The organism is Yoonia sp. (genome assembly GCF_046498525.1).
Taxonomy (GTDB): Bacteria; Pseudomonadota; Alphaproteobacteria; order Rhodobacterales; family Rhodobacteraceae; genus Yoonia.
On record NZ_JAWOAN010000202.1, the window covers coordinates 18,640 to 33,104 of the forward strand.

Below are 14,465 nucleotides of genomic sequence, written 5' to 3' on the forward strand. Positions count from 1 at the left end.
CTTCAATAGTGTGTCTGGGCATACAGGCGGTCATCCCTGTCCAGATGCGGCACGGCATTGAAGCTGGCAAGGATCGGCCCTTGGGGAATGACGTGGACGCGGTGTAGTGAACTGTTCATGATCGGCAGCAGCACATGGGCCATGCGCGTGGGATCAAGGTTGAGCAGGTGACGAATGATCATGCCGATCACCCCGCCGGAGGTCACGCAAAGAACACGGACACCGGGTCTGGCGGCCTCTTGCAGGACAGAGGTCACACGGTCCTCGAAAGAGGCAAAGGTTTCAACGCCCATGATCTCGGCTCTGTGCCATGCTTCCATGACCTGCGGGACATGTGCGGCGAATTCATCCGGGCCGGGAAAGGGTACGCCGTTCAAATCTTCGAGCGCCTGACCCAGATTGAAGTAATCCATTTCGTTCAGGCGCGGATCGACGTGGGGGTCTTGGTAGCCGATCCCGGAGGCGGTTTCCTTATGGCGGCGCAGGCTGCCCGAGATGACCTTGTCAAAAGCCCCTTCGCGGTCGCGCAGGTAGTCACCCAGCCATTTCGCCTGCTGGTGTCCCAGATCGGACAACCGGTCATAGCTTTCTTCGTCCTTGGCTGCGGAATTGGCCTGTCCGTGCCGGACTAGAATGATTTCACCCATCGCGTTCCTCCTGAACCAATAGGGTTACGGTGTGTGAAGGAGGTTGGCAACGACTCAAAACTGCTGATCTAGCGTGTCGTGTGGCGCAATTCGGGCCTGCTAAGTCCCCGATTTCATGACACATCAATCACGCAGCCGCGAGAACAGAGAAATATTTGCACATCACGGAAATGCGCCTGAATGAAATCTGTGAACGGGTGAAAAATATCTGATCCGATTTTGGCGGGCCTTAGAGCGATTAGCGCACGGAGCGCATCCCGTTTATGTGCATAAATGCACATAAATACGCTCTTAGAGCAGTTGCAGTTATTTCAAGCACCAAACTTGATCACGTTGAACACCGTTTTCGTGAACGGCTCAGGGCTTTTCGAATGGCACCGCATACCCAATCTCTAACTCATCGAAACGCGGTAAAGAACGCCGGAGAGATAAGCCAACACGCGGCTTTCATGCCGCGACACACAACCAAAAAGGAACTTAATCATGTCTATCAAATCAATCGCACTGGTCGCCGCCACAATCGCCGCAACAGCTTCTGTTGCTTCCGCCAACAACTACTTCGAATTTGGCGAGCGCCTGAACAGCTCCTCTGTGCTCGACCTTGGCCTGGTTCGTGCCGAAGGCGCAGGCGTCGTCGAAATCTATGACTTCTCGCGTGGCGAAGTTGGCCAGCTTCTGGGCACCAAGAGGGTCAATGCCGGCGCCAATACAGACGTCCGTGTGAACGTGGGCATCCGCCCGACACAAGACGTGATCGCGCTGCTGAAAGTGGATGGCCAGACCGTGGCCGAGCGCGACTACGACATTTCCCGCTAAACAGAAAATACGCCCCCTATTTTCTGTTCTTTGGGCCGGCATCCGCGTTTGGGTGCCGGCCTTTTGCATTTTGCCGCATGACGCCCTCTTGTGAACCGATTCTTGGCGTGGGATTGTGACCCACAAGAGCAGTAAGAATTGCAAAAAGCAGGTTATCAGGTGTCCACAACAACGCTTTTGAGTGACGTTTTCGGCTTTGATGCCTTTCGTCCGGGTCAGCAAGAAATTGTGGACGCGGTGATCGCGGGGGAAGACACGCTTGCGATCATGCCGACGGGCGGTGGCAAATCATTGTGTTTCCAACTGCCTGCATTGGTCAGAAGCGGCGTCACGGTTGTGATATCGCCCCTTATCGCGCTGATGCGCGATCAGGTGCGCGGATTGCGCGAGGCCGGCGTTGAGGCGGGGGCGCTGACATCCGGCAATACGCCCGAGGAAACGGATGCCGTCTGGGAGGCGCTTGAGGCCGGAACGCTCAAGCTGCTTTATATGGCACCTGAACGGCTTGCCTCGGGTGGGACGATGAACATGCTGCGCCGTGCGGGTGTCGGCCTGATCGCGGTGGATGAGGCGCATTGCGTCAGCCAGTGGGGTCATGATTTCCGCCCTGATTATCTGCGCATCGGCGAGTTGAAGCGGATGCTGGACGTGCCTCTGGCGGCATTTACCGCGACCGCAGATGCCGAGACCCGCGAAGAAATTGTCGAAAAGCTGTTTGCCGGGCAACAGCCTGCGACCTTTCTGCGGGGATTTGACCGTCCCAACATCCATCTGGCATTCGAGGTCAAGGACGGGCCGCGCAATCAAATCCTGAACTTTGCGGCAGCGCGAAAGGGGCAGTCAGGCATTGTCTATTGCGGCACACGGGCCAAGACGGAAACGCTTGCCAAGGCGCTGGCCGACGCGGGCCACAGCACGTGCCATTATCACGGTGGGATGGAAGCCGAAGACAGGCGCATCGTGGAACGCCGCTTTCAGCAAGAGGATGGTCTGATCGTCTGCGCGACCGTGGCCTTTGGCATGGGCATCGACAAGCCCGATATCCGTTGGGTCGCCCATGCGGACCTGCCCAAGTCGATCGAGGCGTATTATCAGGAAATCGGGCGTGCGGGCCGCGATGGTGCGCCTGCCGAAACGCTCACGTTGTTCGGGCCTGATGACATTCGCTACCGGCGGCAGCAGATCGATGAAGGGCTGGCCCCGCCCGAACGCCGTGCTGCCGATCATGGACGATTGAACGCGCTGCTGGGTCTGGCCGAGGCGCTGCGCTGCCGGCGTCAGAACCTGCTGGAATATTTCGGTGAAGCCCCCGGCCCCTGCGGGCACTGCGATCTTTGCGACAAGCCCGCAGAAGTGTTTGATGGCACCACCGCTGTGCGGATGGCGCTCTCTGCCGCGTTGCGCACTGACGAGTGGTTCGGTGCGGGGCATCTGATCGATATTCTTCTTGGCAACCCGACCGACAAAATCCAACAGCGCGGGCATGACAGCCTGCCGACCTATGGTGTCGGCAAGGATTATGACAAACGCCAGTGGCAGGCGATTTTCCGGCAGATGATGGGGCATGACCTTTTGCGGCCTGATCGTGACCGCCATGGCGCGCTGCGCATGACGGACCATGCGCGCCCCATCCTGCGCGGTGAGGCGACGATTGAATTGCGCCGCGATACGATCAAGGCGGCGCGCGGCTCTGGCCCCAAGGTGCGGATGCTGGTGGGCGAAGAAGATGCGCCGCTGCTTTCAGCACTCAAGGCGAAACGGCGGTATCTGGCAGAGCAGGCGAATGTTCCCGCCTATATCATTTTCAATGACCGTACGCTGATCGAGATGGCTGAAAAGCGGCCCGTGACGCTTGATGATATGGCGCATATCGGGGGGGTGGGTGCCAAGAAGCTGGAAAACTACGGGCGTGATTTCCTCAAGGTCATCGCGGGCGCAGTCGCAGACGTGCACCCGATGCGCCGCAAACTGGCCGGACGGGATGAAGGGGCGGTTTACGACCGGTTGATGGAAGTACAGGCATCGCTGAACCGTGGACCTCATGGTGCCGACAAACCGATGAGCTGCTCTGCGTCGATGCTGGCCAAGGTCGCCCAGTTGCGTGGTGCCGACATGGACAACCTGACGCGCGTGATCGGTGACAAATACGCCGAACGCTTTGGCGAGGCGTTTCTGGAGGTGCTGGAGGGCGGCTGAATCTTGACGGTGCGCCGAAGCTGCCTGCCGCTTGTTGACCCTTTCTAATGTTCCGACTAGCTACCCCACAATTCGAGGAAGGGTATTTCTATGGCACGCAGGCGCAAGGGTCGCGATATTTCGGGGTGGTTGGTGGTGGACAAGCCCGCTGGCATCACCTCGGCCGCCGTGGTCAACAAGGTTCGATGGGCGATGGACGCCAAGAAAGCCGGTCATGCGGGTACGCTTGACCCGGAAGCGACAGGTGTGCTGGCGGTGGCCTTGGGCGAGGCGACGAAGACCGTGCCGTATATTACGGATGCGCTGAAGGCTTATGTCTTTACCGTGCGTCTGGGGCAGGCCACAAATACCGATGACGCAGAGGGCGAGGTCATTGCAACTTCGGACCTGCGCCCGGATGATGAGGCGATCAAGGCCGCACTGGGGGCCTTTGTCGGTGATGTCATGCAGGTGCCGCCGCAGTTTTCCGCCGTAAAGGTGGATGGTGAGCGCGCCTACAAAAAGGCACGCGATGGAGAGGAAATGGACCTTGCGGCCCGGCCTTTGTGGGTGGAAGAGTTGTTGTTGGTTGATCGTCCTGACGCGGATCATGTGGTGCTGGAAATGACCTGCGGCAAAGGCGGGTATGTCCGCGCGATCGCCCGCGATCTGGGCAAGGCGCTGGGCTGTCATGCGCATGTCAAATCGCTGCGCCGTATCTGGTCGGGTCCGTTTCAGGCCTCTGACGGCGTGACGTTGGACCAGATCGATGCGTTGGCCAAGACGCCGGAACTGGATGCCTATCTGCAACCGCTCGAGGTTGGTCTGGTCGACTTGCCCGAGGTGCGTTGTCTTGCAGAAAGCGTCGCCAAGCTGCGCAATGGCAATCCGGCTTCTGTGATTGCGACGGATGTGGATTATGGCGACGAGGTATGGGCCTCTTTCGAAGGCAGGGCCATCGCCGTCGGCACGTACCGTGGCGGTGAATTGCAGCCATCGCGCGTGTTTGTGGCCTAGGTGATCACGCGGACGCATATCAAGGACGATGCGCCTTCGACGGCAACATACTCTGATTGCGAACGGTATCGCTATGCGCTGACCCGCACGTGGGATGCGCAGGGCAAGCGGGTGCTGTTTGTCATGCTCAACCCGTCCAAGGCGACGGAAGTCCAGAACGATCCAACGGTGGAGCGTTGTGAAAGGCGTGCGCGGGCGCTGGGCTTTGGGGCTTTTCAGGTCACAAACATTTTCGCATGGCGCGATACGGACCCTTTCAAGATGCGCAAGGCGGCCGATCCGGTGGGGCCAGAAAATGACGCGGCCATTCGCGCAGGTGCGGGATGGGCGGACCAGATCATCGCGGCATGGGGTACGCATGGCGCGCATCTTGGACGCGGCCCGGAAACAGAGGGGCTTTTGCGCCTGACAGGCAAGCCACTTTATTCCCTGGGGTTGAGCAAAGACGGGCATCCCAAGCACCCTCTTTACATCAGTTACCAGCAGCAGCCGATCCTTTGGGTTGCGGATTGATCCACCTGCTGCGTTAACCACTTGTTCAGATTTTGCGTAAATTTGAATTTGTTGCGTGCTATTCCGTCACCTCGGGGTCGGGGGCGACTCGGTTTGTAACAGGTTACAGTGATGCTTGCTCTTTTTGGGATGATGGGGGTCGCCTTGGCGGCTGTTATGATGTCGGACACTGATGTGGCCGACGCAGTGGAAGATGACAGGATCGCGGAAGATGATGACCCAGGTGTCGTTATCAAGCCAGTCGATGTTCTGATGGACCCGAGTGATGAAGACACCGTGATTTTTTCGGGTGATCTGGATGATATCGTTCTGACAGGCGCGGGCGACGATTATCTGCACGGTGAGGACGGCGATGATCACCTTGCAAGCGGCGCAGGTGATGACACGCTGCACGGCGGGCGGGGCGATGATGTTCTCGATGCCGGTGCGGGCGACGATCTGCTGAACGGGCATGTGGGCAATGATGTTCTGGCTGGTGGTGCGGGCGATGACGCGCTGAACGGCGGTGGCGGTGATGATGTGCTGATGGGCGACGCGGGGAATGATGCGCTGCTTGGATCGCTGGGGAACGATGTGCTGGTGGGCGGCAGCGGGGGCGACACGCTGCATGGCGGTTCAGGTGACGACGTTCTTTATGACAGGGGCGATGACGACGTAGATTACCTGAATGGCGGTGCCGGGGACGATACGCTGATGGGCGGCGCGGGCGATAACCTGCATGGCGGGACAGGGTTAGACACCTTTGATTTGTTGGCCGATAACGACCTGATCGTCGAAGATTTCGATGAGGGCGAGGATCTGATCGAGGTGACCTATGAGGGCGATGTTCCCGCGCTCCGCACGGTCGAGACCGAAGAGGGGCTGGTTCTGATGGCCGACGATACGGTTGTCGCGATCTTTTCTGGTTTGTCTGATCTGGACGTGACGCGCATTGCGCTTGTCGCGGCCTGAGAAAATGCTTTTCTTTTAACCGGAATCCGCCTATTGCAGCGCATCTGCGCAGGGATTGCCCTGCACGGACCCTCCACGGGCCTTTCTGGACGACATCCCGGATTGTGCCATTCACCCTTGATACAAAGGAGACCCCGATGTCGATTACTGCCGAAGAAAAAACACGGATCATGAAGGAATTTGCAACCAAAGAAGGCGACACAGGTTCGCCCGAAGTTCAGGTTGCCATTCTGTCCAGCCGCATCGCGACGCTGACAGAGCACTTCAAGACCCACAAGAAAGACAACCACGGTCGCCGTGGCCTGCTCAAGATGGTTGCGCTGCGTCGCAAGCTTTTGGACTATACCAAAGCCAAGGACGAAGCCCGCTACCAGAGCCTGATCGAACGTCTGGGCCTGCGTCGCTAAGGCGATACGGTTTCAAACGGAATACCGAAAACGCCTGCCACTTGGCGGGCGTTTTTGTTTTTGGTTTGCTGCGGGCATCAATTCGGCTAGGCGCGGGAAGCTATGTTTTTCCCAGACGTTTGATGTCGCTGCGGATGGCACGATAGACTTTGCGGCCCCATTCTGAATAGATTTTAGGGCCGGGATGAAAGCCGTCGGGGCTCATATGCGAGACGTCGGGTTGAAAATCCATCTCGACAAACCGGCATCCGGGGTGATTGGCGACAAGAACGCGCAGCGCCCGATCAAACCGTTTTGCCTGCGCACCCAAGACCCACCGCAGTGGTTGTGGCAGCAATGGGAAATACTGGATCGGCGGAATACCCGAGACGCAGATAACATCGGCCTCGAACTTACGCTCCAGCAGTTCCAGCAACTCTGAACAGCGCCGTAGCCAAACCGATACAGGCACACGCGTGGTAATATCATTGACGCCAAGCGATACCGACACGACATGAAATTTCCGGGGTTCGCACTCTTGGAGTGCGGCGATCACATCGGCGGTTGTGGCACCGGTTTTCGCATTGACAGACCAGTAGACCGTGTTGGTTTGTGACAACCGTTTGCGCATGTGACCCAGCAAAGCTTCTTCCTGATGTGACGTGCCGACCCCCACAGCAGAACTGTCACCAATGATCAACAGATGAAGCTCGGGTCCGTGTCCGCTGAAGCCTTCACGCAGACCGGAAGGATCATCCAGCCGCAGTGCTGTCCGCCGGACTTCGGCCGCTTGCGCGACCAGAACCGGAAACAACAGTATCCGCACTGCAACATCTAGCATCTCAACCTCCCGAACGGGACGTGCCTGGGCGAGATTGAAAAGCAGAGAGATTTTTCCCTACGTCTGCGTCTCACGTCATCTCCTCCGCAAGGCAAAATAAAGTGTTCGTTACTTGGATGTGTAGACGCTGTCGCACCGCATGAAATTGACGATCGTCAAAGGCGGCCGTACTTTTTTGATCAATTACCCGAATGTAAGTTGAGAATTGATTGCAAGGTGCCTGATTGCACTGTGCAACGCTGCGCTTGGTCCGGACGGCAGCCATGATTGCGCCTGTATCGCTGCCAAATGCGTAAAGTGGATATTACCCTTGCGCACCACTTGGCGACATTCTTCTGGCGCGCGGGCAACTTGCCCCCTCCCCCTTCCCAAACCGCCGAAAACCCGCTAAGCCCCACTAATCTTGAGAGACTGGCGCCCGCATTCCAGCGCCTGACCAAAGAAGATACCGGAATGAGGGGGAATACGCCCCCTACGCAAAAGGCCCAGTGAGGCCAACTAGGAAAATATGATGTTTAACGAAGTGAAGAAATCAATCCAGTGGGGCGAAGACACGCTGACACTGGAAACGGGCAAGGTTGCCCGCCAAGCGGACGGTTCCGTCATTGCGACACTGGGTGAAACCAGCGTCATGGCGAACGTCACTTTTGCGCGCAAGCAAAAGCCGGGTCAGGACTTTTTCCCGCTGACCGTCCACTATCAAGAGAAATACTATGCCGCCGGTAAAGTGCCTGGCGGCTTTTTCAAGCGCGAAGCGCGTCCGACTGAAAAAGAGACGCTGACCGCCCGCCTGATCGACCGCCCCATTCGCCCGCTGTTCGTACCCGGCTTCAAGAACGAAGTTCTGGTCATGTGCACCGTGCTGTCACACGACATGGTCAACGACCCCGATATGGTTGCTATGATCGCCGCCTCTGCCGCGCTGACAATTTCGGGCGCGCCTTTCAGGGGTCCGATTGCCGCCTGCCGCGTGGGTTTCGAGGGTGGCGAGTATATCCTGAATCCTGAAATCGACGACATGCACAACTTGCGTATGAATCCCGAGCAGCGTCTGGACCTTGTTGTCGCCGGCACCAAAGACGCCGTGATGATGGTTGAATCCGAAGCCTACGAGCTGTCCGAGGACGAGATGCTGGGTGCGGTGACTTTCGCCCACGAACAGATCCAGCCGGTGATCGACCTGATCATCGATCTTGCCGAACAGACAGCGAAAGAGCCGTTTGATTTCCAGCCGGAGGATTACTCGGATCTGGCAGCCGCTGTCAAATCTGTTGGCGAAGACAAGATGCGCGCCGCTTATGCGATCACCGACAAGCAGGAACGCACCGCCGCTGTTGCTGCTGCAAAGCAAGAGATCATCGAGTCTTTGACCGAAGAGCAGCAGGAAGACGGCAACCTTGGTGCAGCACTGAAAAAGCTGGAATCCAGCGTTCTGCGCGGCGACGTTGTGAAAAACGGCAAGCGAATTGATGGCCGTGCGCTTGATACGATCCGTCCAATTGTATCCGAGACTGGTATCCTGCCGCGCACACACGGTTCTGCCTTGTTCACACGTGGCGAAACCCAGGGTCTGGTTGTGACCACATTGGGCACCGGCGACGACGAGCAGATGATCGACGCGCTGACAGGCATGTATAAATCCAACTTCATGCTGCACTACAACTTTCCACCCTATTCGGTTGGTGAAGTTGGCCGTGTCTCCGGCCCTGGCCGTCGCGAGATTGGTCATGGCAAGCTGGCTTGGCGTGCGCTTCAGGCGGTTCTGCCTGCGCCAACGGATTTCCCATATACAATCCGTCTGGTGTCCGAGATCACTGAATCGAACGGTTCATCTTCGATGGCATCGGTTTGTGGTGGCTCCTTGTCCATGATGGACGCAGGTGTGCCGCTGAAAGCACCGGTTGCCGGTGTGGCCATGGGTCTGGTGATGGAAGACGACGGTTCTTATGCTATTCTGTCCGACATCCTTGGTGACGAAGACCACCTTGGCGACATGGACTTCAAGGTTGCGGGTACCGAGAACGGGATCACATCCTTGCAGATGGACATCAAGATCGCGGGCATCACGCCAGAGATCATGAAAAAGGCGCTAGAGCAGGCCAAAGCCGGCCGTCTGCACATTCTAGGCGAGATGGGCAAAGCCATCACCGGGGCGCAGGAATTCAGCGTTCACGCACCCAAGATCGAAACCATGCAGATCCCTGTCGACAAGATCCGTGAAGTCATCGGATCCGGCGGCAAGGTCATCCGCGAGATCGTGGAAACATCCGGTGCCAAGGTCGATATCAACGACGATGGTGTGATCAAGCTGGCATCCAACGATGCAGAGGCGATCAAGCGGGCCTATGACATGATCCATTCGATCGTGGCAGAGCCGGAAGAGGGCGTGGTCTATAAAGGGACAGTTGTGAAACTGGTCGACTTTGGTGCCTTCGTGAACTTCTTCGGCAAGCGCGACGGTCTGGTCCACGTATCCCAGATCGAGAACCGCCGCCTGAACCATCCTTCGGACGTTCTGAAAGAAGGTCAGGAAGTCTGGGTCAAGCTGCTTGGTTTCGACGATCGCGGCAAGGTCCGTCTGGCCATGAAGATGGTTGATCAGGAAACCGGTCAGGAAGTCACCAAAGAAGACGCTGCAGAGTAATCTGACTGTCTGCTTTGAAAGAAAAAAGGGCCCGGGCAGTATTGCCCGGGCCCTTTTGTTTGTTCTGTATTCCGTATGACGGTCTTTGCGCGCCTTACAGTTTGGTTGTCCGCAGATAGGGGAAGACGGTTGTGAATTCTCCGTATTTGGCCTTGGCATCCGCATCGCTGACGGATGTAGGAATGATCACGTCATCACCGACATTCCAGTTGGCAGGCATTGCCACGCCTTCACCTGCGGCAGTTTGCAGCGCGTCAAGCGCGCGCAGCACTTCGGCAAAGTTACGGCCCACGTTCATTGGATAGGTCATCGACAGTTTCAATTTCTTGTCGGGGCCAACGATGAAGACGACGCGCACGGTTGCGCTGTCTGCAGGTGTACGGCCATCGGGCAGATAGGCGTCTGCGGGCAGCATGTCGAATGCTTTGGCAACGGTCAGGTCTTCGTCCGCGATGATCGGGAAACCGGCTTTCGCGTCCGCAAAGGTTTCAATGTCGCTTTTCCACTTTTTGTGTTCTTCGACACCGTCAACACTGATGCCCATCACTTTGGTGCCGCGTTTTTCCCATTCATCGGCCAATTGCGCAACCGCGCCGAATTCCGTCGTGCAAACGGGTGTAAAGTCTTTGGGGTGAGAAAAAAGGATCGCCCAGCTGTCGCCGATCCAGTCGTGTAATGAAATAGTACCCTGATCCGTTTCAACGGTGAGGTCGGGGATCGTATCGTTTATGCGTAAACCCATTTTGGTGCTCCTTATGGTCCGTTTTCCAACCTTTATATAAGTACGATTGCCGCCTGAAACCACTGGCGCTTGCGAAAGATCGACAGCGATGCCACATATCCGACGAGCAGAGGGAGAAGCGCAATGATCGAGAACCGCAATTTCTATATCGACGGTGCATGGGTGCCGCCTGTGATGGCCAACGACTACCATGTGATTGACCCTTCAACCGAGGATGCCTGCGCGGTCATTTCCCTTGGAGGGCAGGCTGACACGGATGCCGCCGTTGCTGCGGCAAAGGCCGCGTTTCCGGCATGGGCCGCAACAACGCCAGAAGAGCGGGCTGAACTTGTCAAAGGTATTCTGGCCCAATACGAAGCGCGGGTCGAGGAATTGGCGCAGGCCATCAGCATGGAGATGGGTGCGCCCATTGATATGGCGCGCAGCAGTCAGGCGCCTTGCCTGCCTTGGCATCTGAAGAACTCACTCGAAGCGATCAAGCAGATCGAATGGCTGCGCCCGTTGGGTCCGCATGCCCCCGATGACCGCATCGCGATGGAGCCGATCGGTGTGGTTGGCCTGATCACGCCATGGAACTGGCCGATGAATCAGGTGACGCTCAAGGTGATCCCTGCTTTGCTGGCAGGCTGTACGATGGTTTTGAAGCCGTCCGAGGAATCGCCGCTGTCTTCGTTGTTATTTGCCGAATTCGTGCATGACGCGGGAATCCCCGCAGGTGTGTTCAATCTGGTGAACGGTGATGGTGCCGGTGTCGGTAGCCAGTTGTCGCACCATGAGGATGTGGCGATGATCAGCTTTACCGGTTCGACCCGCGCAGGCAAGGCGATTTCTGCCGCTGCTGCTGAAACGCTCAAGCGCGTGACGCTGGAGTTAGGTCGCAAGGGTGCCAATGTGATCTTTGCCGATGCGGATGAAAAAGCGGTGAAGCGCGGCGTGATGCAGTGCATGAACAACACCGGTCAGTCCTGCAACGCACCGACACGGATGCTGGTAGAACGGTCGATCTACGACCAGACCGTCGAAGCTGCCGCCGAGATTGCGAGCAAGATCACCGTCGGCCCCGCATCAGAGCCGGGTCGTCATATCGGGCCGGTTGTGAACAAGAGCCAGTGGACCAAAATTCAGGAAATGATCGAGGTGGGTATCAATGAAGGTGCGCGCCTTGTGGCCGGTGGGCCCGGTCTGCCCGAGGGCATGAACCGCGGTTTCTATGTCCGCCCGACCGTTTTTGCCGATGTGACCAACGATATGCGTATCGCGCAGGAGGAAATCTTTGGCCCGGTCCTGTCGATTATCCCGTTCGAGGATGAGGCCGATGCCATCGCAATTGCCAATGACACGCCCTACGGCCTGACGAACTATGTCCAAAGCCAGGATGGCGCCAAGCGCAACCGCATGGCGCTGGCGTTGCGGTCCGGCATGGTCGAGATGAACGGCAAAAGTCGCGGTGCAGGCTCACCCTTTGGCGGGGTCAAGATGTCGGGCCGTGCGCGCGAAGGTGGCGTCTGGGGGATCGAGGAGTTCCTTGAGGTCAAGGCGATCTCTGGTTGGGCGTCCGAGTAACGTCATGTGCGCAGGCGCACCAGTTTGGTGCGCCTGTTGGCCTTTCGTGCGATTTCAAAACCGCTATCTGTCTGTTCAAAGGAATAGGAGAGCGACATGATCAATCAGATTAAAGGCCTGCACCACGTCACATCACTCGCGAGCGATGCCCGCGAAAATAATGCTTTCTTCACGCAGGTCCTTGGCCTGCGCCGTGTGAAGAAGACGGTGAACTTCGACGCACCGGACGTTTATCATCTGTATTATGGCGACGAAGCCGGTTCCCCCGGCACGGTGATGACATATTTCCCTTTCCCGAACGCGGGACGTGGCGCAAAGGGTGTTGGTGAAGTGGGACGTACGGCGTTCAGCATTCCAACTGGGTCTTCGCAGGCATGGCTTGACCGCTTTGCGACCTTCGATGTGCGCGGCGTCAGTCAGGACACCCGCTTTGGCGAAAAACGTGTCCTTTTTGATGGGCCTGATGGCGATCAGTTCGCTCTTGTCGAAAGCGACGATGACCGCATCCCTTGGACAGGCAACGACGTGAGTGAGGCGATGGGTATTCGCGGCTTTCATTCGGCGGATATGCGTCTGAAGGATGCTGGTGTCAGTAGTGAGCTGTTGCAGTTCATGGGGTACGAAAAGCTGGACAACCAAGATAACGTGACCCGTTTCATCATACCTGGCGGGAATGATGCCAACACGATTGATATTGAGGAGCTGCCAAGTGCGCGTCAAGCGTCGCAAGGTGCCGGTTCGGTCCACCACATCGCATTTGCGGTTGAAAACCGTGCGCGGCAGTTGGAGGTTCGCGAGGCGTTGCTGGACACCGGTTATCAAGTGACGCCGGTGATTGACCGTGACTATTTCTATGCGATCTACTTCCGCACGCCCGGCGGTGTGCTGTTCGAAGTGGCGACCAATGAACCGGGCTTTGACCGTGACGAAGATACGGCGCATCTGGGCGAGGCGCTGAAACTGCCCAGCCAGCACGAGCATCTGCGTACCCGTCTGGAAAGCACGCTTCAGCCGCTCGGTGATTGATATGACCTATGTTGCCAAGCGTACGGAGGGAACGGCGGGTAAACCGCTGTTCCTGACCTTTCATGGCACGGGCGGGAATGAAGCCCAGTTTCACGGCCTTGCCGAACAGTTGATCCCCGGTGCGCATGTCACGTCGCCACGTGGCGATGTGTCGGAGCATGGTGCGCTGCGGTATTTCCGCAGGACGGGCGAAGGTGTCTATGACATGGATGATCTGGCGCAGCGGACCGCTGCGATGGCAGGCTTCATTCAGGCCGAGAAAGACACCACAAAGCCTTCAAGAACGCTGGGCTTGGGTTATTCCAACGGGGCGAACATTCTGGCTGCCGTTGCGCTGGAACAGCCTGACTTGGTCGATGATCTGGTTCTGATGCATCCACTCATCCCTTGGGCGCCTGATCCGCAAACCGGCCTCGCGGGGCGGCGTGTTCTGATCACTGCGGGTGAGCGTGATCCGATCTGCCCTGCACCGCTGACGCAATCACTGGCGGATTACCTGTCAGCGCAGGGGGCAGAGGTTACGGTGCATTGGCACCCCGGCGGACACGAGATCGCGCAGTCCGAGGTTGATGCGATTGCGCAGTTTGTCGCTAGAACGGACACTTCGCTGTAATGCGCATACCCTGACCGCCGTCGGGATGGCGGAACTGCAATGTTTCGGAATGCAGCATGAGGCGCGGGTAATCCCGCGCTTCACCCGTCGCATAAAACGGATCGCCCAGAATTGGATGCCCCAGCGCCAGCATATGCACCCGCAGTTGATGCGACCGGCCCGTGCGGGGCATCAGGCGCACACGGGTTTCGCCATCGCGGGCGCGCATGACGCGCCAGTCTGTCACCGCCTGCTTGCCGTTTTCATGATCGACCATCTGAAGCGGGCGGTTCGGCCAGTCGACGATCAGGGGCAGATCGACGGTGCCTGTCTTTTCCGCCATTTCGCCCCAGACGCGGGCCACATAGGTCTTTTTGGTCTGCCGCTTTTCGAATTGCAGGCCAAGATGGCGCTGGGCGTGGGGGGACAGCGCAAAGATCATCACGCCTGATGTGTCCTTGCAAATACCCAATATTATGATGCTTAACTATATCAGCTAATTGTTTTGACTTTTGTATTTGATGAGGTCTTAACTGCATCGCTTTAGCATTC

13 protein-coding genes and 1 pseudogene are annotated in these 14,465 nt (G+C 57.6%); 10 read left to right on the forward strand and 4 right to left on the reverse strand.

Features of this window, described 5'->3' with window-relative positions:
• Window positions 1-2: 2 nt before the first annotated feature.
• The gene (locus tag R6T97_RS12665; RefSeq protein WP_410349661.1) at window positions 3-647 is read right to left on the reverse strand and encodes a histidine phosphatase family protein; all 645 of its coding nucleotides are present in this window, start codon (window positions 645-647) and stop codon (window positions 3-5) included.
• Window positions 648-1,130: 483 nt separating this feature from the next.
• Between R6T97_RS12665 and R6T97_RS12670 the strand changes: the two genes are divergently transcribed.
• From R6T97_RS12670 to rpsO, 6 genes are all read left to right on the forward strand, one after another.
• Window positions 1,131-1,463, forward strand: coding sequence for a hypothetical protein (locus tag R6T97_RS12670; RefSeq protein ID WP_410349662.1), 333 nt, complete (start codon window positions 1,131-1,133; stop codon window positions 1,461-1,463).
• Window positions 1,464-1,622: 159 nt separating this feature from the next.
• Entirely contained in the window at window positions 1,623-3,659 is a 2,037-nt protein-coding gene (gene recQ, locus R6T97_RS12675) for a DNA helicase RecQ (protein ID WP_410349663.1), read from the forward strand.
• Window positions 3,660-3,749: 90 nt separating this feature from the next.
• On the forward strand, window positions 3,750-4,655 hold the full coding sequence (truB, locus tag R6T97_RS12680) for a tRNA pseudouridine(55) synthase TruB (protein WP_410349664.1): 906 nt from the start codon (window positions 3,750-3,752) through the stop codon (window positions 4,653-4,655).
• Window positions 4,656-5,168 (forward strand): DUF1643 domain-containing protein, encoded by a 513-nt coding sequence (locus R6T97_RS12685; protein WP_410349665.1) that lies wholly within the window; start codon window positions 4,656-4,658, stop codon window positions 5,166-5,168.
• A gap of 111 nt (window positions 5,169-5,279) precedes the next feature.
• A complete protein-coding gene (locus tag R6T97_RS12690; protein WP_410349666.1) occupies window positions 5,280-6,119 on the forward strand; it encodes a calcium-binding protein in 840 nt (279 codons plus the stop codon).
• A gap of 137 nt (window positions 6,120-6,256) precedes the next feature.
• Window positions 6,257-6,526 (forward strand): 30S ribosomal protein S15, encoded by a 270-nt coding sequence (gene rpsO, locus R6T97_RS12695; protein WP_410349667.1) that lies wholly within the window; start codon window positions 6,257-6,259, stop codon window positions 6,524-6,526.
• Between the two features lie 100 nt (window positions 6,527-6,626).
• Here rpsO and R6T97_RS12700 read toward each other — a convergent pair whose 3' ends face one another.
• Window positions 6,627-7,346, reverse strand: coding sequence for an SGNH/GDSL hydrolase family protein (locus R6T97_RS12700; protein WP_410349668.1), 720 nt, complete (start codon window positions 7,344-7,346; stop codon window positions 6,627-6,629).
• Window positions 7,347-7,857: 511 nt separating this feature from the next.
• On the opposite strand from R6T97_RS12700, the gene pnp reads away from it, so the two are divergent.
• The gene (gene pnp / locus R6T97_RS12705) at window positions 7,858-9,990 is read left to right on the forward strand and encodes a polyribonucleotide nucleotidyltransferase (protein WP_410349674.1); all 2,133 of its coding nucleotides are present in this window, start codon (window positions 7,858-7,860) and stop codon (window positions 9,988-9,990) included.
• Window positions 9,991-10,084: 94 nt separating this feature from the next.
• Here the strand turns inward: pnp and R6T97_RS12710 are convergent, their stop codons facing one another.
• On the reverse strand, window positions 10,085-10,732 hold the full coding sequence (locus R6T97_RS12710; RefSeq protein ID WP_410349669.1) for a peroxiredoxin: 648 nt from the start codon (window positions 10,730-10,732) through the stop codon (window positions 10,085-10,087).
• Window positions 10,733-10,855: 123 nt separating this feature from the next.
• Here R6T97_RS12710 and R6T97_RS12715 point away from each other — a divergent pair, with 123 nt between their 5' ends.
• The 3 genes from R6T97_RS12715 to R6T97_RS12725 all read left to right on the forward strand — a co-directional run bounded on the left by R6T97_RS12715 (window position 10,856) and on the right by R6T97_RS12725 (window position 13,934).
• The gene (locus R6T97_RS12715) at window positions 10,856-12,295 is read left to right on the forward strand and encodes an aldehyde dehydrogenase family protein (RefSeq protein ID WP_410349670.1); all 1,440 of its coding nucleotides are present in this window, start codon (window positions 10,856-10,858) and stop codon (window positions 12,293-12,295) included.
• A 96-nt stretch (window positions 12,296-12,391) separates the two neighbouring features.
• Window positions 12,392-13,321, forward strand: a complete 930-nt coding sequence (locus tag R6T97_RS12720) for a VOC family protein (protein ID WP_410349671.1) — start codon at window positions 12,392-12,394, stop codon at window positions 13,319-13,321.
• 1 nt (window position 13,322) lies between these two features.
• A complete protein-coding gene (locus R6T97_RS12725; RefSeq protein WP_410349672.1) occupies window positions 13,323-13,934 on the forward strand; it encodes an alpha/beta hydrolase in 612 nt (203 codons plus the stop codon).
• Here the strand turns inward: R6T97_RS12725 and R6T97_RS12730 are convergent.
• Window positions 13,912-14,373: pseudogene (locus R6T97_RS12730) on the reverse strand (RluA family pseudouridine synthase); the annotation flags it as partial. The gene R6T97_RS12725 and the pseudogene R6T97_RS12730 sit on opposite strands and share 23 nt — an antisense overlap.
• Window positions 14,374-14,465: the final 92 nt, after the last annotated feature.

Excerpts from the sequence above, each read along its gene's own strand:
- R6T97_RS12690 (WP_410349666.1), top strand. The coding sequence starts at position 5,280 with ATGCTTGCTCTTTTTGGGATGATGGGGGTCGCCTTGGCGGCTGTTATG.
- R6T97_RS12710 (WP_410349669.1), bottom strand. The coding sequence starts at position 10,732 with ATGGGTTTACGCATAAACGATACGATCCCCGACCTCACCGTTGAAACG.
- R6T97_RS12715 (WP_410349670.1), top strand. The coding sequence starts at position 10,856 with ATGATCGAGAACCGCAATTTCTATATCGACGGTGCATGGGTGCCGCCT.
- pnp (WP_410349674.1), top strand. The coding sequence starts at position 7,858 with ATGTTTAACGAAGTGAAGAAATCAATCCAGTGGGGCGAAGACACGCTG.
- R6T97_RS12665 (WP_410349661.1), bottom strand. The coding sequence starts at position 647 with ATGGGTGAAATCATTCTAGTCCGGCACGGACAGGCCAATTCCGCAGCC.
- R6T97_RS12670 (WP_410349662.1), top strand. The coding sequence starts at position 1,131 with ATGTCTATCAAATCAATCGCACTGGTCGCCGCCACAATCGCCGCAACA.
- R6T97_RS12725 (WP_410349672.1), top strand. The coding sequence starts at position 13,323 with ATGACCTATGTTGCCAAGCGTACGGAGGGAACGGCGGGTAAACCGCTG.
- rpsO (WP_410349667.1), top strand. The coding sequence starts at position 6,257 with ATGTCGATTACTGCCGAAGAAAAAACACGGATCATGAAGGAATTTGCA.
- truB (WP_410349664.1), top strand. The coding sequence starts at position 3,750 with ATGGCACGCAGGCGCAAGGGTCGCGATATTTCGGGGTGGTTGGTGGTG.
- R6T97_RS12720 (WP_410349671.1), top strand. The coding sequence starts at position 12,392 with ATGATCAATCAGATTAAAGGCCTGCACCACGTCACATCACTCGCGAGC.
- R6T97_RS12700 (WP_410349668.1), bottom strand. The coding sequence starts at position 7,346 with ATGCTAGATGTTGCAGTGCGGATACTGTTGTTTCCGGTTCTGGTCGCG.